The 19749-nt window shown below is 69.8% G+C and carries 22 protein-coding genes; 1 reads left to right on the top strand and 21 read right to left on the bottom strand.

Annotated features, from left to right (window positions below; all coding sequences use genetic code 11):
- Window positions 1-14: 14 nt before the first annotated feature.
- From sucC to rfaE1, 4 genes are all read right to left on the bottom strand, one after another.
- Window positions 15-1148: an ADP-forming succinate--CoA ligase subunit beta gene (sucC, locus tag KDM41_01005; GenBank protein MCB1181988.1), complete on the bottom strand. Its 1134-nt coding sequence runs from the start codon at window positions 1146-1148 to the stop codon at window positions 15-17.
- 97 nt (window positions 1149-1245) lie between these two features.
- Window positions 1246-2559 carry a GTPase gene (locus KDM41_01000; protein ID MCB1181987.1) on the bottom strand — a complete coding sequence of 438 codons (1314 nt, stop codon included), beginning with the start codon at window positions 2557-2559 and terminating at the stop codon, window positions 1246-1248.
- An 86-nt stretch (window positions 2560-2645) separates the two neighbouring features.
- Complete coding sequence (locus KDM41_00995) at window positions 2646-3113, bottom strand: adenylyltransferase/cytidyltransferase family protein (GenBank protein MCB1181986.1); 468 nt, start codon at window positions 3111-3113, stop codon at window positions 2646-2648.
- A gap of 20 nt (window positions 3114-3133) precedes the next feature.
- Window positions 3134-4135, bottom strand: a complete 1002-nt coding sequence (rfaE1, locus tag KDM41_00990; protein ID MCB1181985.1) for a D-glycero-beta-D-manno-heptose-7-phosphate kinase — start codon at window positions 4133-4135, stop codon at window positions 3134-3136.
- Between the two features lie 103 nt (window positions 4136-4238).
- On the opposite strand from rfaE1, the gene KDM41_00985 reads away from it, so the two are divergent.
- Window positions 4239-4547, top strand: coding sequence for a DUF3467 domain-containing protein (locus KDM41_00985; GenBank protein MCB1181984.1), 309 nt, complete (start codon window positions 4239-4241; stop codon window positions 4545-4547).
- Between the two features lie 12 nt (window positions 4548-4559).
- Here KDM41_00985 and KDM41_00980 read toward each other — a convergent pair whose 3' ends face one another.
- The 17 genes from KDM41_00980 to KDM41_00900 all read right to left on the bottom strand — a co-directional run bounded on the left by KDM41_00980 (window position 4560) and on the right by KDM41_00900 (window position 19653).
- Window positions 4560-5786 carry an ABC transporter permease gene (locus tag KDM41_00980; protein ID MCB1181983.1) on the bottom strand — a complete coding sequence of 409 codons (1227 nt, stop codon included), beginning with the start codon at window positions 5784-5786 and terminating at the stop codon, window positions 4560-4562.
- Window positions 5783-7102 carry an ABC transporter permease gene (locus KDM41_00975; protein ID MCB1181982.1) on the bottom strand — a complete coding sequence of 440 codons (1320 nt, stop codon included), beginning with the start codon at window positions 7100-7102 and terminating at the stop codon, window positions 5783-5785. The genes KDM41_00980 and KDM41_00975 overlap by 4 nt, the downstream gene beginning before the upstream one ends.
- A gap of 2 nt (window positions 7103-7104) precedes the next feature.
- Window positions 7105-8037, bottom strand: a complete 933-nt coding sequence (locus KDM41_00970) for an ABC transporter ATP-binding protein (GenBank protein MCB1181981.1) — start codon at window positions 8035-8037, stop codon at window positions 7105-7107.
- Between the two features lie 27 nt (window positions 8038-8064).
- Window positions 8065-8994, bottom strand: coding sequence for a DNA-processing protein DprA (dprA, locus tag KDM41_00965; protein ID MCB1181980.1), 930 nt, complete (start codon window positions 8992-8994; stop codon window positions 8065-8067).
- A gap of 26 nt (window positions 8995-9020) precedes the next feature.
- Window positions 9021-10019, bottom strand: coding sequence for a GTPase ObgE (gene obgE / locus KDM41_00960; GenBank protein MCB1181979.1), 999 nt, complete (start codon window positions 10017-10019; stop codon window positions 9021-9023).
- 80 nt (window positions 10020-10099) lie between these two features.
- The gene (coaD, locus tag KDM41_00955) at window positions 10100-10579 is read right to left on the bottom strand and encodes a pantetheine-phosphate adenylyltransferase (protein MCB1181978.1); all 480 of its coding nucleotides are present in this window, start codon (window positions 10577-10579) and stop codon (window positions 10100-10102) included.
- Window positions 10576-11154, bottom strand: coding sequence for a 16S rRNA (guanine(966)-N(2))-methyltransferase RsmD (rsmD, locus tag KDM41_00950; protein MCB1181977.1), 579 nt, complete (start codon window positions 11152-11154; stop codon window positions 10576-10578). The genes coaD and rsmD overlap by 4 nt, the downstream gene beginning before the upstream one ends.
- Entirely contained in the window at window positions 11151-11687 is a 537-nt protein-coding gene (locus tag KDM41_00945) for a shikimate kinase (GenBank protein ID MCB1181976.1), read from the bottom strand. Before KDM41_00945 ends, rsmD begins: the two co-directional genes overlap by 4 nt.
- A gap of 84 nt (window positions 11688-11771) precedes the next feature.
- Window positions 11772-13118, bottom strand: a complete 1347-nt coding sequence (locus KDM41_00940; GenBank protein ID MCB1181975.1) for a hypothetical protein — start codon at window positions 13116-13118, stop codon at window positions 11772-11774.
- The gene (locus KDM41_00935; GenBank protein MCB1181974.1) at window positions 13118-13600 is read right to left on the bottom strand and encodes a hypothetical protein; all 483 of its coding nucleotides are present in this window, start codon (window positions 13598-13600) and stop codon (window positions 13118-13120) included. The genes KDM41_00940 and KDM41_00935 overlap by 1 nt, the downstream gene beginning before the upstream one ends.
- 7 nt (window positions 13601-13607) lie before the next feature.
- A complete protein-coding gene (gene pilO / locus KDM41_00930; protein MCB1181973.1) occupies window positions 13608-14273 on the bottom strand; it encodes a type 4a pilus biogenesis protein PilO in 666 nt (221 codons plus the stop codon).
- 12 nt (window positions 14274-14285) lie between these two features.
- Window positions 14286-14864: a PilN domain-containing protein gene (locus KDM41_00925; protein MCB1181972.1), complete on the bottom strand. Its 579-nt coding sequence runs from the start codon at window positions 14862-14864 to the stop codon at window positions 14286-14288.
- On the bottom strand, window positions 14861-16003 hold the full coding sequence (pilM, locus tag KDM41_00920) for a type IV pilus assembly protein PilM (protein ID MCB1181971.1): 1143 nt from the start codon (window positions 16001-16003) through the stop codon (window positions 14861-14863). The genes KDM41_00925 and pilM overlap by 4 nt, the downstream gene beginning before the upstream one ends.
- 267 nt (window positions 16004-16270) lie before the next feature.
- Window positions 16271-17065 carry a prepilin peptidase gene (locus KDM41_00915; GenBank protein ID MCB1181970.1) on the bottom strand — a complete coding sequence of 265 codons (795 nt, stop codon included), beginning with the start codon at window positions 17063-17065 and terminating at the stop codon, window positions 16271-16273.
- Between the two features lies 1 nt (window position 17066).
- Window positions 17067-17789 carry a hypothetical protein gene (locus tag KDM41_00910; GenBank protein MCB1181969.1) on the bottom strand — a complete coding sequence of 241 codons (723 nt, stop codon included), beginning with the start codon at window positions 17787-17789 and terminating at the stop codon, window positions 17067-17069.
- Complete coding sequence (locus tag KDM41_00905; protein ID MCB1181968.1) at window positions 17786-18559, bottom strand: ABC transporter permease subunit; 774 nt, start codon at window positions 18557-18559, stop codon at window positions 17786-17788. Before KDM41_00905 ends, KDM41_00910 begins: the two co-directional genes overlap by 4 nt.
- Entirely contained in the window at window positions 18556-19653 is a 1098-nt protein-coding gene (locus KDM41_00900) for an ABC transporter ATP-binding protein (GenBank protein MCB1181967.1), read from the bottom strand. Before KDM41_00900 ends, KDM41_00905 begins: the two co-directional genes overlap by 4 nt.
- Between the last annotated feature and the right edge of the window lie 96 nt (window positions 19654-19749).

Raw genomic sequence — 19749 nt, 5'->3', positions numbered from 1 at the left:
ATCGTTCAGGGTGTTCAACCGGCCAGTTCGATGGCCTTCTGCACGGCCTCGTCCATGGTCGCGGCCGGATGCAGCTCGGTCTCGGTGAGCAGGGCGCGGCCCTCCTCCTCGTTGGTGCCGGTCAGGCGCACGACGATGGGCACGTTGATGTCCATGCGCTTGGTCGCCTCGATGATGCCCTTGGCCACGTCGTCGCAGCGCGTGATGCCGCCGAAGATGTTGAACAGGATGGCCTTCACTTCCTGGTCGCTGAGGATGATCTTCAGCGCGTTGACGACCTTTTCGGGGTTCGAGGAACCGCCGATGTCGAGGAAGTTGGCGGGCTGGCCGCCGTAGTACTTGACCAGGTCCATGGTGGCCATGGCCAGGCCGGCGCCGTTGACCAGGCAGCCCACGTTGCCCTCGAGCTTGACGAAGCTGAGGCCGGCCTCGCGGGCGGCGCGCTCGCTCGGGTCCTCGGCCTCGGTGTCGCGCATGGGCTCGTAGTCCGGATGCCGGAACATGGCGTTGTCGTCCAGGTTGACCTTGGCGTCGATGGCGTGGCCCTGGCCGTCCGGCGTGAAGATGAACGGGTTCACCTCGGCCAGGCTGGCGTCGGCATGGACGAAGGCCTGGTAGAGCTTCTGCATGGCGACGGCCAACTGGCGCGCCTTCTTGACGTCGCCGGGGCAGAGCTTCAGGCCCATCTCCATGGCCTCGTGGTCGAGCAGACCGTAGCGCGGGTCGATGGCGAACTTGAAGATGAGTTCCGGGGTGTCCTTGGCGACCTGTTCGATCTCGACGCCACCCTCGGCGCTGGCCATCAGCAGGACGCGCTGGGTGTTGCGGTCGATGAGCATGCCGAGGTAGTACTCGCTCGCGATGTCCACGGCCGGCGTGATCAGCACCTTGTGCACCGAATGGCCCTTGATGTCCATGCCCAGGATGTTCGTCGCGTTGGTGCGGACGTCGTCCATGGTCTTGCAGAACTTGATGCCGCCGGCCTTGCCGCGGCCGCCGGTCAGCACCTGGCACTTCACCATGACGGGCAGGCCGTACTGCTCGGCCAGCGCCACGGCCTCGTCGGGCGTCCTCGCGACCTGCCCGCCGGGCACCGGCAGGCCGTGGGCCGTGAAGATCTCCTTGGCCTGGTATTCGTGGATATTCACTCAATTCCTCCCCGGAATGCGACCGGTCGGCAGAACCCCGACCCCGGGGCTCCGCCCGGCCGATCTGGTCGCGAACACACTCGTGACGGGTCTTCCCTTACAGGAACCGCTTCAGGATCTGCGGGAAGTCGGGCTTGCCGATCTCCTGCAGATCGTACCGCACCCGGACCGTGGGCTTGTCGATCTTCACGATCCGGTTCAGGTCGATGGGCGTGCCGATGACCACGGCGTCGCACTCGACCGCGTTGATGGTCTTCTCGAGATCGGCCACCTGCTCGGCGCCGTAGCCCATGGCCGGCAGCAGGGTCCCGATCTCGGGGTAGTGCTCGAAGGTCTCGGCCAGGCGGCCGGTGGCCCAGGGGCGCGGATCGACGAGCTCCTCGGCGCCCATGCGCATGGCGGCCACGACGCCGGCGCCGTAGGTCATCTCGCCGTGGGTCAGGGTCGGGCCGTCCTCGACCACCAGGACCTTCTTGCCGGCGATGTCGAAATCGCCCTCGATGGTCAGGGGACTGGCGCCGTCGATAACCAGGGCGCCCGGGTTGACCGCCCGGATGTTGTCGCGCACGGTCTCGATGTCCTCGAACTCGGCCTCGACGACCTTGTTGATGACAACGACGTCGGCCAGGCGCAGGTTGGTCTCGCTCGGATAGTAGTTCAACTCGTGGCCCGCCCGGTGCGGGTCGGCCACGACCACCGCCAGGTCGGGCCGGAAGAACGGCGTGTCGTTGTTGCCGCCGTCCCAGAGGATGATGTCGGCCTCCTTCTCGGCCTCGCGCAGGATGGCCTCGTAGTCGACACCCGCGTAGATGACGCCCCCGGCGACGACATGCGGTTCGTACTCCTCCATCTCCTCGATGGTGCAATTGTGCTTCGCGAGGTCGGCCACTTCGGCGAAGCGCTGCACGCGCTGGGCGGCGAGATCGCCGTAGGGCATGGGGTGCCGCACGGCGACGACCTTCTTGCCCGCGCCCCGCAGGATCTCGCAGATGCGGCGGCTGGTCTGGCTCTTGCCGCAGCCCGTGCGCACGGCGGTGACGCTGATCACCGGCTTGGTGCTCTTCAGCTGGGTGTGGCGCTCGCCGAGCATGAGGAAGTCGGCGCCCGCGGCGTTGACGATCGAGCCGAGGCTCATGACCTGCTGGTACGAGCGGTCGCTGTAGGCCATGACGCACTGCTCGGCGCCGGTCTCGGCGATGAGGGCCTCGAGGTCGCCCTCGTCGTGGATGGGGATGCCTTCCGGATAGAGCGAACCCGCCAGGGCGGCGGGGTAGCGTCGGCCGTCGATGTCGGGGATCTGCGTCGCGGTGAAGGCCACGACCTCGTAGGTCTCGTTGTCACGGTAGACGCAGTTGAAATTGTGGAAGTCGCGGCCCGCGGCACCCAGGATGATGGTCTTGATCCTGCTCATGACGTCTCCTCTTTGTCCGGTCGATCGTGATGATCGGACGAGTTGGCCGCCCGGCGCACGCGTCGCACGCGGGCGGGATCGACCGTTCAAGGCAATCGCCGAACCGCGTCGATGATCTGGGAGGTCGACCAGCCGGGCACCATCGGCACGCGGACCACGCGGCCGCCCCAGGACTTCACCTCGGGCGCGCCCACGATGTCCGCTTCGGCGTACTCGGACCCCTTGACGAGCACGTCAGGCCGGATCCGGAGGATGACCTCCAGCGGTGTCGGCTCGTCAAATATGGTGACCGCGGAAACCGGTCGCAAGGCCGCGATCAGGGCCGCGCGGTCGGCTTCCGGGAGGATCGGCCGGCCGGTTCCCTTGAGGCGCGTCACCGAGGGGTCGGAGTTGAGAGCGACAATCAATTCGTCGGCCGCGCCGGCGGCCTGGACCAGGCTGGCGAGGTGACCGGAATGCACCAGATCGAAGCAGCCGTTGGTGAAGGCGATGGTGCGTCCCGCCGCCCGGACGGCCTCTCCCCACGCCGCGAGGGCGTCGCGGTCCAGGACCACGCCACGTGCGGGAGCCGCGCTCACGCGTCGCCCCCGCCGCCCAGGATGGCTTCGAGCTGCGCGGCGGTGATGGCCGCCGTGCCCAGCTCGCGCACGGCCAGGCCCGCCGCGTGGTTGGCCAGGTGCGCCGCGTCGAGGAAGCTCGCTCCGGCGGCCAGGGCCGCGGTGTAGACGGCGATGACCGTGTCGCCGGCCCCGGTGACGTCGTAGACGGTCGTGGCGCGGGTGGCGAGGCGGTCGTCCGAGCCGGCGCGGCCGAAGAGGGCCATGCCGTGTTCGCCCCGGGTGATCAGGACGGCCTCGGCCTCGGTGCGCTCCAGGAGACGGCGACCCGCCTCGCGCAGGCTCTCGTCGTCGACGATGGGCAGGGCGCAGGCCTGCTCCGCTTCCTTCTGGTTGGGCGTCAGGCTGCTGACGCCGCGATACTGGCTGTAGTCCCCCTTCTTCGGGTCGACCACCATGGGCACGCCCGCGGCGCGGCCCGCCGCGATGGCCCGGTCCAGGGCGGCGTCGGTCAGGACGCCCTTGCCGTAGTCGCTGAAGATGATGCCGTCGAAGGGGCCCGCGGCACCCAGCTGGCCGAGCAGCCGGTCGATGGTGGCGTCGGCGGCCGGCGCGTCGTCTTCGCGGTCGGCCCGGACCACCTGCTGGTTGTGGGCGATGATGCGGGTCTTGATGGTCGTGGGGCGGTCGCCGTCGGCCACCAGGCCGGCCGGGTCGATGCCCCGCTCGGTGAGCAGGTCGCGCAACTGGCGGCCCGCCTCGTCGGCGGCCGCGATCCCGAAGAGCACGACCTCCGCGCCCAGGGCCCGGATGTTGGCCGCCACGTTGGCCGCTCCCCCCAGCTTGACGGTCTCGCGCTCGATGCGGACCACCGGCACCGGCGCCTCGGGGCTGATGCGGTCGACGCGCCCCCACAGGAAGCGGTCGACCATGGAGTCGCCGATGACCGCCAGGCGTCGGCCCGCGATCCGGCCGATGATTTGCCGCTCGACGGCGAACTGCTTGTCTTTTGAGGTCATGGCCGTATTCTTGGTTGGGTACGAGGACAATCGGCTGCGCCCGGAAGCTATCACCCGGGTCCGGCACTGTCAATTTCGGGACCGGTGTTCCCGGGGAGGCCCCATGGACAAGAAACCGCAGCAGCAGCGCATCGCCATCGATCTGGGTGAGAAGGAAGCCGAGGGCGTGTACAGCAACCTGAGCCTCGTCTCCCACAGCCAGGCCGAGTTCATCCTGGACTTCGCCCGGATCGTGCCCGGGGTGCCCAAGGCCAAGGTGCATGCGCGGGTGATCATGACGCCCATGGCCATGAAGGCGCTGCAGGCGAACCTGAAGGCGAACATCGAGCGCTATGAGGCGGTGCACGGGGAGATCAAGGCCTCCGGCCAGCCCCAGCTGCCGCCCATCGTGGGCTTCGACACGGAGAACTGAGGCGCGCCGCCCTCAGGCGCCGGTGACCAGCCGGCGCAGGCGCCACGCCCCCAGCAGCAGGGCCGCTCCGGCCCAGACCCCCAGCCCGACGAGCAGCGGCGCCAGGTCGGCGAGCCCGTAGCCCCGGCCGATCATGTCGTGGAAGCAGGTGATGGCCTGGCCGGTGGGCAGGGCGTGCCCGACGCGCTGCATGATGGCCGGCACGATCTCCAGGGGCCACCACAGGCCGCCGAGGGCCGCCATGGTCATGGTCAGCGCCATGCCCAGACCGTCGGCCTGGGCCTCGGTGCGGGCGACCGCGCCGAGGACGATCGACGCCCCCGCCGCGAAGGCCGCGAACAGCAACACCGTCAGGGCCAGGCCGAGCGGCGAGTCGCCGTAGTCGATGCCGAACGCCAGGCTGTTCAGGACGAGCAGCACCGCGGCCTGGACCAGGCCGATGGCCATTCCCCCCAGGAAGATCCCCAGCACGAGTTCGCCCGAGCGGGCGCGACTGGTGACGAGGCGATCGAGGGTGCGGTCGCGGCGGGCCTGGACGAGCTCCTTCGCCGTCATCATCAGGAACATCATCACGAAGAAGAGGACGTAGGCCGGCCCCACGTGCTGATGGGAGCGGGTCAGGCCCCAGTCGTCGTCCTCGACCCGGCCGAGGGTGGTCGCCTCGAGGCTGACACGGGGCCGCGTCCAGAGGCTGTCGAAGACCGCCGCGTCGAAGGCGGCCGCCCGGTCGCGCGGCACCGGGCCACCGGGCGCCGCCACGAGACTGCGGGCGGCGGCTTCGGCGTTGGTCCGCAGCACCGCCTGCTCGAGGGTGGTGCGCACCGTCTGGCTGCTGAGCCGGTCGGAGTCGTAGGCGAGGGTCAGCTCGGCCCGCTCTCCGGCCGCGACCCGGGCGCCGAAATCCTGCGGGACAATGAGGACGGCGGTGTGGCGTCCGTTCTCGACGGCCGCCCGCGCTTCGGTGACGGTGAGGTTCGTGTCCTCCCGGACGACCCGGAACCGCTCGTTGTCGAGCAGGGGAGCCAGGAGCCGGTCGACCGCCACGGTCCCGTCGGCGTCGGCCACCAGGAAGCGGGGCAGGGCCCGCGTGCCGCCGCCGCTGTTCATGCCCCCCATGAGCTCGCCCATGAGGAACGAGAAGACCATGGGCATGACCAGGAGCCAGACCAGCCCCATGCGGTCGCGCAGGACGCGCACGAGGCGCAGGCGCACCAGCGCCAGGATGACCGCGCCGTTCACGTCAGGCCTCCCCGGCGCGCGCGCGCCATGAACAGCAGCACGTTGACCGCGAAGAGCGTGACCGCGATCGAGGCCAGGACGAGGACGGGCCCCAGGGCCGCGCCCAGGTCGTGATCGCGCGCGACGACTTCGCTGAAGCCCAGGTTCGCCCAGTAGTTGAACGCGAAGCGCCCCACGGACGCGACCCAGCCGGGCAGGGACTCGACCGGCACGAAGTTGCCCCCGATCATGGCCGAGACCAGGATCACCACCGTGGCCAGGTTGTCCATGACCTTCTCCGACGGGGTGACCAGGGCCAGGAACAGGAAGACGCCCGCGCCGGCGGCCGAGGTCAACAGGGCCATGACCGGCAGGGCCAGCGGATCGGGCCCGAGATTGACCTTGAAGAGGATCGCCCCCGCCCCGAAGAGCACCAGGAGCTGTCCCGCGCCCTGGAACACGGCCCCCACCCACTTGCCGACCACGAAGTCGATGCCGCGCATGGGGCTCAACAGCTGGCGCTGCAGGGTGAGGCGTTCGCGCTCCCGGTGAAGGTCCCGGGCGGCCCCGGAGACGGCGAACATGAGGAAGAAGACCGCGAAGCTCGGCAGGAACGTGTCGAAGAGGTTGATCTCCTCGCCCTCGGCGAAGGCACCGGCCGGGGCCTTGTCGTGCACCTCGAGCACGATCCGGTCGGCTGCCATGGCATCGGACAGGGCCACCTGGTGGTCCATGATCGTCATGAAGCGGTCGCGCGCCTCCCGCAGCACCGGGTCGTTCTCGCCGCCGCGGAACCGCTTCCAGACGTCGTTGAAGTCGCCGGCGAAGTACTCGTCGGCGCGGAATTCGCCCTCGCCGCGGGCGCGATCCTCCGGCCAGAGGGATTCGTAGGCCGCTTCGCCGGCCTGGTACGGCCGGACGATGCGGCTGAGGATCTCCGCCACGATGTCGCTCTTGAGCGGACTGCCCGGATCCTTCCAGACCTCGAGCCGCACCGCGTCGCCGTCGATCAGGCGCGTGAAGATCCCGTCCGGGAAGATTACCGCCGCGGCGACGTCGCCCCGCCGCACGGCCGCATCCGCGGCCGCGGAGTCGCTCCAGGCCACGGTGAACCAGCCCGATTCCTCGAGGCCCTCCTTCAGGCGGTCCTGCATCTGGTCGGGCAGGTCGGCCCCGACCATGAGGATGGGGATGGCCGACACGCCCCCGCTCCCGCGCCCGAAGCTGAGGCCCATGATGGCCGTCAGCAGCAGCGGCAGGGCGAGGCTGACCAGCATCGCGCGCCGATCGGAGGCGGCGCGGCGCAGGTCCTTGCGGACGAGGGCGAAGACGAGCACGGCTACTCCCTCAGCCCGCGGCCGGTCAGGTTGAGATAGAGCGTCTCGAGGTTGGGGCGCACCACCTCGAGCTGTTCGAGGGGCAGGTCGCGCGCCGCCAGCCAGGCCTGGATGTCCGGCAGCAGGGCCGCGCCGTCGGGCGTGCGGACCTCGACCTTGCCCCGGCGCTCGGACACCTCGCGCGCGCCGTCACGGCCGGCGAACGCGGCCGCGAACTCCGCGCGCCGATCGGGCGGCAGCTGGAAACGGATCTGGTCGGTGTCGCCGATCTGGCCGATGAGCTGCTCCTTGTCGCCCAGGGCCACCATGCGTCCGTGATCGATGACGCCGATCCGGTCGCACAGCTTCTCGGCCTCCTCGAGGTAGTGCGTGGTGTAGACGACGGTCATCCCCTCGGCGCCGAGCCTCTCGATGAGGTCGAGGATGCGCTCGCGGGCCTGGGCGTCGATGCCCACCGTGGGCTCGTCCAGGAAGAGCACTTCGGGCCCGTGGATCAGGCCCACGACCAGGTTCAGGCGCCGCTTCATGCCGCCGCTGAAGGTCCCCACCTTCTGGCCGGCCTGCTCGACGAGATCGGCCATCTCCAGGAGTTCGTCGACGCGCGCGGACAGGGTGCGGCCCGTCAGGCCATACAGACGTCCCCAGAACTGGAGGTTGTCGCGGGCGGTCAGGTCGGTGTAGAGGGCGATCTCCTGCGGCACGACGCCGATCAGCCGGCGGACCGCGGCCGCGTCGGAGGCCACGTCGTGGCCGCCGATCTCGGCCTTGCCGCCGTCGGCGGGCAGGAGCGTCGCCAGGACGCTGATGGTCGTCGTCTTGCCGGCGCCGTTGGGCCCGAGCAGGCCGAAGAGCTCCCCCTTGGCCACGGTGAAGTCCAGGCCGTCGACGGCCCGGTGGGAACCGTACTTCTTGACGAGATTCCGCACGGAGATCACGGGCGATCCTTCCGGATGAGCGAACGTTCAGGGACCGGACCAGATTCTACGGGCGACCCGCCCACCGGGCAACCTCAGGATCAGGCCGGCCAGTTCGAGAGCGGTCAGCCCTTCGAGCCAGGTGGCCTCGTCGCCGGGCCAGCGGCGGCGCAGATCGTCCCGCCGGACGCCCTCGAGGTCGAGCCGGTCGAGGATCCAGCGGGCGGCCGAGCCGTCGTCCGGGACCGGCGGCGCGCCCGCAACGTCGCACCGGCCGGTCGCCGCGGGCGCCGGCGGCGGCCCGAGGACCCGTTCGACGTCCCCCACCCCCTCGAAGAGATGGGCCCCGTCGCGCAGCAGCCGGTGGCAGCCGCGGTGGGCCTCGAGGTCGACCGGACCGGGCACCGCGAAGACGTCGCGGTCGTAGTCCAGGGCGGTGCGGGCCGTGTGCATGGCTCCGCTCTGCAGCGGGGCCTCGACGACGATGACGGCCTGTACGAGCGCCGCGATGATCCGGTTGCGTTTCGGAAAGTGGTGCGGCAGGGCGGGCGCGCCCCGCTCGAGTTCGGTGACGGCGCAGCCGCGGGCCAGGATCTCCCCCTGCAGACCACGGTGGCAGGCCGGATAGACCCGGTCGGGCCCGGTGCCCATGACCGCCACGGTGCCGCCGCCCCCGGCGAGCGCACCCCGATGGGCCGCGGCGTCGATCCCGAGGGCCAGGCCGCTGACGATGGTCCAGCCCTGCAGCGCGAGGGCCCGGGCCGCCCCGTGGGCCACGGCCAGCCCGCGGGGCGTCGCGCGGCGCGTGCCCACGATGGCCACGGCGGGGCGGTCGAGCCAGGCCGGATCACCGAGGACGTGCAGATGCGGCGGCGGATCCGGGATGCGGGTCAGCAGTCCGGGCCAGGCGGCATCGGTGGGCCGCAGCAGACGGACGTCCCCGTCGGCCGGTCCGCGAGGCGGCACGGCAGCGAACATGGCAGGCGTTCCGATCCGGGAGGGGATCAGGCCTCGTAGAGACGGCGCAGGAGGTGCCGCAGCTGGTCGAGGCCCTGGTTGGTGGCCGACGAGATCATGATGACCTCGCCGGCGCCGTTCTCCTCGCCCCAGGCGCGGGCCTCGGCCAGGGCGGTCTCGGCCGCGACGGGGTCGAGCAGGTCCTGTTTCGTGACCGCGACGGCGAAGGGCAGTTCGGCGAGGCGGCTGCCGTGCTCGCGCAGTTCGCGGCGGAGCACGTCCAGGGCCCGCCGCGGCGCCTCCAGCGACGGGTCGACCAGCAGCAGGAGCGCCCGCGTGCGTTCGACGTGGCGCAGGAACTCGTGGCCGAGCCCCTTGCCCCGGCTGGCGCCCTCGATGAGCCCGGGAATGTCGGCCAGGGTGCAGCTCTGGTACTCCCCCAGGTCGACGATGCCCAGGTTCGGCACGAGGGTCGTGAACGGGTAGTCGGCCACCTTGGGTCGCGCCGCCGTGATCACCGACAGCAGCGTGCTCTTGCCGGCGTTGGGCTCGCCCACCAGGCCGATGTCGGCGATGAGCTTGAGCTCGAGCCGGACCTTGCGGCTGCGGCCCGGCTTGCCCGGCGTGGCGTGCATGGGCGTCTGGTTGCGGGCGTTGCGGAATTCCCAGTTGCCCTTGCCGCCGCGGCCGCCCTTGGCCAGCAGCAGCCGCTGCCCGTCGTCGGTGAGGTCTGCCAGAAGCGTGCCGTCGGCCTCGTCGTAGACCGCGGTCCCGCAGGGGACCCGCACCACGATGTCGGCACCGTCGGCGCCGGTGCACTTGCGCCCCCCGCCCGGCTGGCCGTTGTCCGCCCTGTACTCGCGCCGGTAGCGGAAATCGAGCAGGGTCGACATGTCGGAAGTCGCCTCGAACCAGACCGAACCGCCCGTGCCGCCGTTGCCGCCGTCGGGGCCGCCGCGCGGGACGTGCTTCTCGCGGCGGGTCGAGACGCAGCCGTCTCCCCCGTCTCCGGAGGCGATGGTGATGGTGGCGATGTCGAGAAACACGTCGGACTCCGCAGGGGTCGGGTCAGGGAAACGTCACCGGGCCGGATCCCGATGCGCACCGGCGACGACGCCGGTTGACGTCAGGCGCCGCCGCGGCCGGCGAGGGCGGCGGCCACCGGGGCCGGCACCAGCTGCGCCAGGTCGCCCCCGTGCCGGATCACGTCGCGCACGAGGGTGCTGCTGACGGCCGCCATGTGGGGCCGCGCGAGGAAGTATATGTATTCCACGTCGGACGAAAGCAAGGCGTTCACGCCCGCCAGACTCCATTCGTGCTCGTAGTCGCCGGCGGTGCGGATGCCCCGGACGACCGCGTCGGCGCCCCGGCGCCGCACCTCGTCGACGAGCAGGCCGGTGAACGGGTGGACCTCCACGCCGTCCAGATGGCGCACCGATTGCCGGAAGAGCTCGACCCGCTCCGCCACCGGCAGCAGGCCCGCCTTGCCCGAGGCGGCCACGACCACCGTGACCCGGTCGAACAGCTTCCGCGCGCGCTCGAGGATGTCGACGTGGCCGAGGGTGACGGGATCGAAGGAGCCGGGGTACAGCACGTGGCGGGTCATGGCGCGTCTTCCGCGGCGGCCGCCGGGTCGACGGGCCGGAACACCGCCAGCCGGCTCTCGCCGTAGCGCCGTTCCCGCCACCCCGCGGGCAGGGTCTCGGTGTCGGGCGTGCGGGGCCCGTACTCGACCACCGCCGCCTGCAGGCCGTCCGGCAACGTGCCCGAAGCGACCAGGGACATCATAGCCGCGGCGATGCCCGTTGGGTAGGGCGGATCGCAGAGCAGCAGCCAGGGCCGCCCCGCGGACCCGGACCACCGGCGCAGCCAGGTCTCGGCGTCGCCCGCAACCAGCTGCCACGTGCCGGCTCCGGCGCCGCAACGGACCAGGTTCTCCCGGACCGCCTGCAGGGAGGAGCGGGCCGCGTCGACGAACACCGCCTCGCCGGCGCCGCGACTGAGGGCCTCGATGCCCAGGCCACCCGCGCCGCAGCACAGGTCGAGCACGACGGCGCCCTCGACCAGCGGACCGAGAATGCTGAACAGGGCCTCCTTGGTGCGGTCGGTGGTGGGCCGCACCGCTTCGCCGGCCGGCGCCTGCAGGCGGCGCCCCCGCCAGCGTCCGGCCACGACCCTCACCGGCGGTCCTCCTCGCGGGTGCGTTCCCACTGCAGGCTGCGCAGCATGACGCGGCGGGCCAGGTCGTCGACCGTGCCCTGGTCGGCCCGCAGCCGGAAGTCGGCCGCCGCCGCGTAGAGACGCCGGCGGTTCCGGTACAGCTCCTCCACGCCGGCCCAGCCCAGCCGCGCGATCAGCGGCCGGCTGTCGGTGTCGGATTCCTTGAGGCGCGCCCGCAGCGTCTCCCAGGGCGCGTCGAGCCACACGACGACCCCCCGCTGCCGCAGCAGGTCGACGGCCGCCGGCGTCTGCACCACGCCGCCCCCCGTGTCGAGCACCAGGGGGCGGTCCGGGTCGAGGGCGCGCAGCGTCTCCAGTTCGAGGGCCCGGAAGCCGGCTTCGCCCTCGGCGGCGAAGATGGCCGGGATGTCCCGGCCCGCACGGGCGCACACCGCCGCGTCCAGGGACTGGGCGGGGCGGCTCGTGGCGGCCTGCAGGCGGCGCGTCACGCTCGACTTGCCGCTGGCCATGAATCCGATCAGGGAGGTCCACATGGGGGGATCCTAATACACGACCTCCCGGGGGACAATCCCCGGGAGGTCTCGATGCGAGCGGCCGGAGCCGCCGTGAGGCGATGCCTAGAAGCGGGACAGCTTCTCGGGATCGTAGGTCACCTCGGCCTCGGACATCAGCTTGTCGCGGGTCATGTACGTGTCGTCGACGATGGTCGGCGTCACGAAGATGACGAGCTCCCGGCTGACCTTGGTGTCCGAGCGGTGACGGAACAGCGACCCGATCAGCGGGATGTCCATCAGGACGGGCACGCCGCTGTCGAGCTTGCTGTCGATCTTGCGGATCAGGCCCGCGATGATGGCGGTCTCGCCGTTCTCCACCAGCACGCGGGTGTCCGACTCGCTGGTGTTGATGATGACGCCGCCCTGCACGGTGGCCTGGCTCGACAGGTCGCTGACCTCGTTGTGCACGTCCAGCGTGATGCGGCTCTCGCTGTTGATGTGCGGGGTCACCTTCAGCATGATGCCGATGGTCGTCAGCTGCGTGATGGCGTTGCCGGCCTCGTCGGCCACGATCAGCGGGATCTTCTGGCCGACCAGGATGCTGGCCTCGCGGTTGTCCGTGGTCGTGATGACCGGGTTGCTGATCAGGTGCGCCTTCTGGTCGTTCTCCAGGGCCTGGATCTGCAGCATCAGCTCGCCCCAGTCCTGCACGGTGCCGACCCGCAGGTCGCCGGCCGCGTTCTGGACCTCGTTGACGATGTCCATGGCGCCGGTCATGTTCGTCCCGGCGGGCTGGAAGTTGCTGACGCCCCAGTTGATGCCCAGGTCGCGCGTGGCGCGGCTGTCGATGTCGACCAGGCGGGCGTTGATCTCCACCTGCGGGGTCTGGGTGTCGAGGGCACGGGCCATCTCGGTCACCAGCTCGACCCGCGCACGGATGTCGCTGATGAGCAGGCTGTTGGTGCGGAGGTCGACGTCGATCCGGCCGCGGTCGGTGAGCATGTCCTCGAGGGCATCCTTCACTTCCTTGGCGTTGGCATAGCTCAGCGTCGCCAGGCCCAGGTGCAGCTCCTCCAGGTCCTCGACCTGCTTGCGGGCGCGCTCCTTGGCCAGCTTCTCCTGGCGGAGCTCCTCGGCCGTGTCGATCCGGTACACGCCGGACTCCTCGACGTAGTCGAAGCTGTGGGCCCGCAGGATCACCGTCAGGGCCTCTTCCCAGGGCACCTCTTCCAGCTTCACCGTGACCTTGCCCTGCACGCGCGGGGAGGCGACGATGTTCACGCCGGAGAAGCCGGCCAGGGAGCGGAGCACGGTCCCGATCTCGGCCTCCTGGACGTCAAGCGAGATCGGGCGCCCCTTGTAGGCGGGCTCGGCGGCCGCGGCCGCGTCCTGGGCGGACGCCGCCAGCGGGATGGCCATCAGCGAGACGGCCAGCGCACCGAACAACAGAAAGCGGGTCTTCGCGTTCATTACTTACCCTCCGACTTTTCCAGTTTGAGGACCACCTGCGAGGTGATTCCGTACAAAGTGACCCGCGCGGTGAGTGAGTTCTTACGAATGCTGACGACGCGACCGTTGCGGACACGATCGCCCACACGCAGGATATAACCGAAACCTTCTCCGTCTTCGACCAGGGCGAACTTGTCGTCCTGGCCCCACATGACGCCCACGAGCTGGGCGCTGTTCATGTCCACCAGTTCGGCCGCCGTGGTCTGCTCGAAGTCGCCGTTGACCAGCGCCGCGAACGGGTCCTCTTTGCCGTTGCTCTGGTAGAAGAACTCGTTGGCCCGGATGGCATTGATCCGGTCCCGGGAGGACGCCGACGGGGTCGCCGCCTCCGTGTCGGCCGCCGCGGGTTCGTCCGCGAGGGCCGGTCCGATCGCCAGCAGTCCGGCCAGGATGACCAGGACCGCCGCGCAGGGTTTGTTCCGAAGCTGCTTGCGCATGATCATCACTCCCTTAGTGGGCCGAGCCGGCCCGGACTGCCTGCCCCTCGCCGCCGTCGGCCTGGGCAGTGATGGTCTTCTCTCCGCCCTCGACCACCGGCGCGTTGGCGGCGCCCTGGGTGTAGGCGGTGATCGTCATGGCCGTCTGGACGGTGAACGGGGTGTCGGACTGGTCGTCGATCCCCTCCATCTCCAGGTTGGACACGTTGACGATCCGGTTCAGGTTGGCCAGACGGCTCAGGAAGACGCCCGTCTGGTGGTAGCCGCCGGCGATCCGCACCTCGACCGGATTGTCCGAGTAGAAGCCCTGGTTGACCGGCGTCTGCGGCCGGAAGAGCTCGAACTCGACTCCGGACTGCTGGCCGGCCGCGGTGACCTTCCGCAGGAGGTCGGGCATCTCGTTCTCCTCGGGGAGCAGGGTCTGGGCGACCTGCCACTGCTCGTTGAGGATGGCGTATTCCTTCTCCACGCGCTCGAGGTTCCGCACGAGCAGCCGGGCGCGTTCGAGGTCGCGGGCCAGCTGCTGGTGGTGGGAGTCCAGCTGCGCGATGGTCTGCTTGCGCGAGGCATGGGTGAACGGGTAGCTGGCCGACAGGAAGTACATCGGTACGACCACCGCCACCACGAGCACCGCACCGGCCCAGCGCAGGATTTTCGGATCCTTGACGTTGATATCCATGGCGATCCTTTCCTAGCTCTCGAACGGGGCCGACGCGGGCTTCCGCACGGCCTTCGCCTGGGCCTTGAACTTGATGACCTTCACGTTCTCGATCTCGCCCTTCTCCGCGACGAGCAGGTCGACCGCGGCGAAGTACGGGCTGTTCGTGACGTTCTGCAGGAAGTCACTGATCAGGAAGTTCGAGAAGGTCACGCCTTCGACGGCGTACTTGTCCGCGCCGATGTCCTCGAGCCGCGTCAGCCACATGTGCTGCGGCATGCTCTTGTTCAGCTCGTCCATCAGGTGGACGCGGAAGTAGCGGTCGCTGTCCAGACGCGTGATGACGTCCAGACGGTCGTTGAGGTCCTTGCGCTGCTGGTTCAGCCGCTTGATCTTGGCGATCTCGGGGGCCAGGCGACGCGTCTCGGCCTCTTCCTCGGCGATGGTCGTTTCCAGCGCCGACATCTGCTGGGCCTGGTGCCAGTGGGCGCCGGCGATGCCGAGGGCCGCCACGAAGACCAGGACGAGCGGGGCGAAGGCGGCGACGTTCGGCAGGGCCATCCTGCTGGGCGCCGGCATCTCGTCCCGCGGGAGAAGATTGATGCGAATCATTTCCCCACCGCCTCTCTGAGAGCCAGGCCGACGCTCACGGTGAGCAGCGGGCTCAACTCCTCGGCCTCTCCGTCACCGAAGAGTTCAGGGTCGTAGTCCAGCCCGGCCAGGGGGTCGGCCTTCTCGCTGGGCACGTTGTAGCTTTCGGACAGGTATTCCAGGAGACCCGGCAGGTGGGCACCGCCGCCGCTCAGGACGATGCGGTCGATGCCATCGGCTTCACCCGAGGTCTTCAGGTAGGAAAGGCTCGGCTCGAGACCCTGGTAGATCTCGCTGCCCACGGACCGCACGATGTCGGCCACGAGCTGGGGATCCACGTCGTCGAGGTGACCGCGCGCCACGTTGTGGGCGGTGTCGTAGGTCAGGCCCAGCTGCTTCTGGAACTCCTCGATGAAGTGGGCCACGCCGACCGGCAGGTCGCGCGTGAAGTAGGGCACGCCGTCGCGCACGATGTGCACGTTGGTGACGCCACCGCCCACGTCGAGCAGGGCGACGAACTCGCTGCTGCTCGCCTCGGCCTCGGGCCCGGCGTCCGCGTCCTCGTCCTCGTCGAACGGCGCCAGGTCGTCGACCGAGTCGCCCTCGTCGACGGGCTCGTCGAGGGGCAGCTTCTCGCCCGCCGTGAAGCCGCCGTGGCTCGAGATGTACTCCCAGGTGTTCTGGTTGGCGAAGGAGGCGACGTCGATGACGACCGGCCGGAAGCCCGCGTCGCGGATCAGCTCGGCGTGACCGAGGATCATGTCCTTCTTCGCGGCCACGAGCAGCAGTTCCATCTGGTCGGCCCCGATGTCGTCCTGCAGGATCTGGAAGTCCAGCGTGATGTCGTCGATGTCGAACGGGACGTGCTGCTCGGCCTCCCAGTAGATGGCCTCGCGGGCGTCCGCCTCGCTCATCTTGTCCATGACGATCTTCTTGACGATCACCGCACGTCCGGCAACGGCGCTGGCGACGGGCTCGTCGGGGATGCCGGCCTTCTGGGCCGCTTCCTGGATGGCTTCGATGACGAGTTCCCGATCCATGATCTCGCCGTCCACGATCGCCTCGGGCGGCAGGTCCGCCATGGCGAAGTGGGTGACGACCGGTCGCTCCCCCGTCAGGTCCAGCCGCAGGCACTTCACGACATTGGAGCCGATATCCATGCCGATCAGTGATTTCTTTTTCCGTTTCAGGAATCCGAACATGCCAAGCCTACCTTGAAGTTCGAGAATTCAGATGGATGCCCACTCCGTGTCGGACATCTCCAAGGGCGATTCGCAACATGCGTGCCACAAAACTGATCGGCACCGCCGGGGCGACCTTGAGCCCAAAAGACCGGCAAATCCCCCGCAGCACCGGGCCACGGGGGATTCGCTGAAACCGGAGAACCAGAGTCGGTTGACCGTGCGGGCAGAATCTGCCGTCCGGGGTCAGAATCGCGACAGGTAGAGGGCGAGCAGGTCGGGCCCCCACAGCAGGACCACCGCCGCGGCCGCCGCCAGGAAGGTGCCGAAGGGCAGTTTGGCCGCCCCGTCGACCGAGCCCCGGCCGGCCGTGACCGCGTACAGGGTGCCCAGCAGCGCCCCCCCGAAGAGGGTGCCGAGCACGCCCCAGGGCCCCAGGAAGACCCCCACCATGCCCATCAACATGACGTCGCCGCCGCCCATGCCGACCACCCCGCGGACCAGCTTGTAGCCCCAGGAAACCGCGAGGATGATCCCGGCCCCCACGACCATCCCGAGCAGCGCCGCGGGCAGTCCGGGAACGGTGAAGAGCGACAGCACCAGGCCGACCAGTCCCCCGCCCACCGTCAGGGTGTGCGGGATGATCATGTGCTCCCAGTCGATCAATGCAATATCGAGCAGCACGATCAGGAGGAACGATGCAGAAAGCCCCTCCAGGGAGAATCCGAAACGCCACACCCCGATGAGGGCGCACGCGGCGCCGGCGAGTTCCACCAGGAGGTAGCGCGGGCTGATGGCCGCTCGGCAGTGGCGGCAGCGGCCCCGCAGCAGCAGCCAGCTCGCGACCGGGATGTTGTCGTACCACGCCACCATCCTGGCGCAGCTCGGGCAGTGGCTGCGCCCCCGCACCACGTCGCGGTTGCGCGGCAGACGGTAGATCAGGACGTTGGAGAAGCTGCCGACGCAGGCGCCCAGCCAGGCGGCCAGGCCCAGCAGCAGCGCCGTGTCGGCGAACGGGGTTCCCTGCAGGGCGACGGGCACGTCAGATCTCCTCGGGAATGGGGCCGATGAAGTCGTCCCCGTAGAGCTGCCGGATCTCGAGCTTCCGCTCGAGCTTCCGGATCATGCGTTCGGCCAGCTCGCGCATCTCGCGGCTGGAACTGCTCTTCGCGAGGTCGCGCCAGAGCTCGAGCGAGACCCGCTCGTCGCCGGCCTTGTAGCGGGCGAAGGCCGCGAAGCGCGCCTCGCGGTCGGTGGCGTCGCTGCACTTCGAGGCGGTCTCGAACCAGAAACTCGCCAGGGCGTACTCGCGGTAGAACACGTAGTAGATGAAGGCGACCTGGAAGGGCAGTTCCGCCGTGTCGGGATTGTGCACGATACCGCGCTTGAGGATGTCGACGGCCTTGTCGAAATCGCCCTCCTCCGACCACGCCACCAGCGAACCGAAATGGTAGGCCTCGATGAAGCGCGGGTCGAGCCGCGTGATGGAATCGAGCAGCACGTCGAAGTAGCGCAGGTCGTGCTGGCCCTTGGCGTAGGAACCGAAGTACTGGATGAAGCGGAACCACAGGTAGTCGGCGAAGGCGGCCCGGAAGCCGAGGCTCGATTCCACGAGGAACGCGCCGGACGGGAAGTAGAGCCGCTCGTCCCGGTCGCCCGTCCGCTTCGCCAGATCCAGGCGGGCCAGGGTCAGGACCATGGTCATGACGAGCGCGCAGGTCGCCACGAGCCGCACCGCGGTGCCGTGTCGGGCGAGGGCCGTCATCCGCGCAGCTCCCGGCGGGCGAAGATGGCGCTGCCCAGCAGCAGCAGCAGGGCGGTCCAGCTCAGGCCGTACACCGTCGCCATGAGCAGGTGCTCCGGGGGCACGCTGTCGCCGTGCACCACCGCCGCGCGCATGTTGAAGACCTCGAGATTGGGCAGCAGGTAGTAGACGACGTCGGCCATGGTCTGCTGGAAGGGCGTGCCCTGCATCTGGCCGAAATCGCGGATGCTCTCGCTGAGGTGCCCCACGGCGAAGGTGGCCAGGGTGAAGACCGCGGCGAGGATCGGCGAGACGCAGGTCGAGTAGAAGACCACCACCGCGTTGAGCAGCATCAGCTCGAGGAAGCCGAGATAGATGGGCGCCAGGAAGCGGAGGCTGAAGGCGCCCGGCGCGATGAGCAGCATCAGCAGGAAGAGGGCGGTCATCACCGCGAGCATGGAGACCAGGGTCAGGTTCAGGCCGAGGAACTTGCCGAGCAGGTACTCGCGCCGACCGACCGGCTTGGCCAGGATGGTGACGATCGTGCCCTTGTCCATCTCCTTGCGGACCATGGCGCTGCCCACGAAGACGGCGACCACGAGGCCGAAGACGACCATGGCCGCCAGGCCCACGTCGGACATGATCTTGCCCTGGGCCCCCACGTTCATGGGCGCCAGGACGGCCGTGCTGGCCAGCATGACGAAGCCGAAGACGGCGACCAGGTAGAAGATCCGGTCGCGGACGGTCTCGCGGAAGGTGCTCAGGGCCAGGGCCGTGACGCGACGGTTCATCGGACGACCTCCGTGTCGCCTTGGGGTCGTGGGGCGCGTTCGCCGGGAATGCCGACCGGGGACCGGTGTCCGTGGGCGGCGAGGAAGATGTCCTCGAGGCCGGTGCGACGGGTGTCGACGGCCTGGACGGGCACGTCGGCGGCGTGGCACGCGGCGAGCAGTTCCCGCAGGGCGTCGACGTCGGACGCCTCGACGCTGACGCGGTCGGCGCCGGCGGCGGGGATCTGCCGGCGGGCCCAGTCGGGCAGGCGGGCGCCGTCGTGGGCCCCCTCGCGCCAGCCGAGGTGCACGCCGTAGCTGCTCTCGGCCTTGTAGTCGTGCAGGTTCCGGGTCTCGACGAGACGCCCTTCGCGCATGATCGCCACCGTGTCGGCGACGGCCTCCACGTCGGGGACGATGTGGCTCGAGAGGATGATCGTCTTGCCCTGGGCCTTCAGTTCGAGGAGCAGCTCGCGCACCTCGCGGCGCCCCATGGGATCGAGCCCGGACATGGGTTCGTCGAGGATCAGCAGCTCGGGGTCGCCCAGCAGGGTCTGGGCCAGGCCGATGCGCTGCAGCATGCCCTTGGAGAACTTGCGCAGCTTGCGGTCGGCGTGGGCGGCCATGCCGGTGCGGGCGAGCACGGCGTCGATGTCGGCATCCCGGCCGGCCCGGGGCAGGTCGAGCAGGTCGGCGTAGAAGCGCAGCAGCTCGCGGCCGCTGAGGTGCTCGAAGAAGTAGGGCCGTTCGGGGAGGTACCCCACGGCGCGGCGCGAGGCGCATTGGCGGTGGTCGCGGCCGAAGATGCGGACTTCGCCCGCGTCCGGATGCACCAGGTCGAGGACGCAGTTGATGGTCGTCGTCTTGCCGGCCCCGTTGTGGCCGAGCAGCGCGAAGACCTGGCCGCGCGGCACCGCGAACGACACGCCCTCGACGCCGCGCAGGCGGCGCTTGAGGAATCCGGAGCGGTAGGTCTTGTGGAGGTCGACGACGACGAGGGCGTCGCCGGGGCCGGACGCCGGGCTCGACGCCGGGGCCACCGGGCCGGACGCCGTCGCGGGCGCGCCGGGCTGCGCGGCTGGTTTGATCATGGCCACCGTCTGGTCGTTCAACATCCACCTCCGGGCGCGATCGCGCCGTTCTCGCCGCTGTCGGGGTCCTGGGTGCTGGTTCCGCGGGTTCGGATGGCAACCATTGCAACCGGGGTGCCA

Source organism: bacterium (assembly GCA_020440705.1).
Taxonomy (GTDB): Bacteria; Krumholzibacteriota; Krumholzibacteriia; order LZORAL124-64-63; family LZORAL124-64-63; genus JAGRNP01.
Note: the sequence above shows the minus strand (reverse complement) of the source record. Positions and strands in the feature narration are given on the sequence as shown.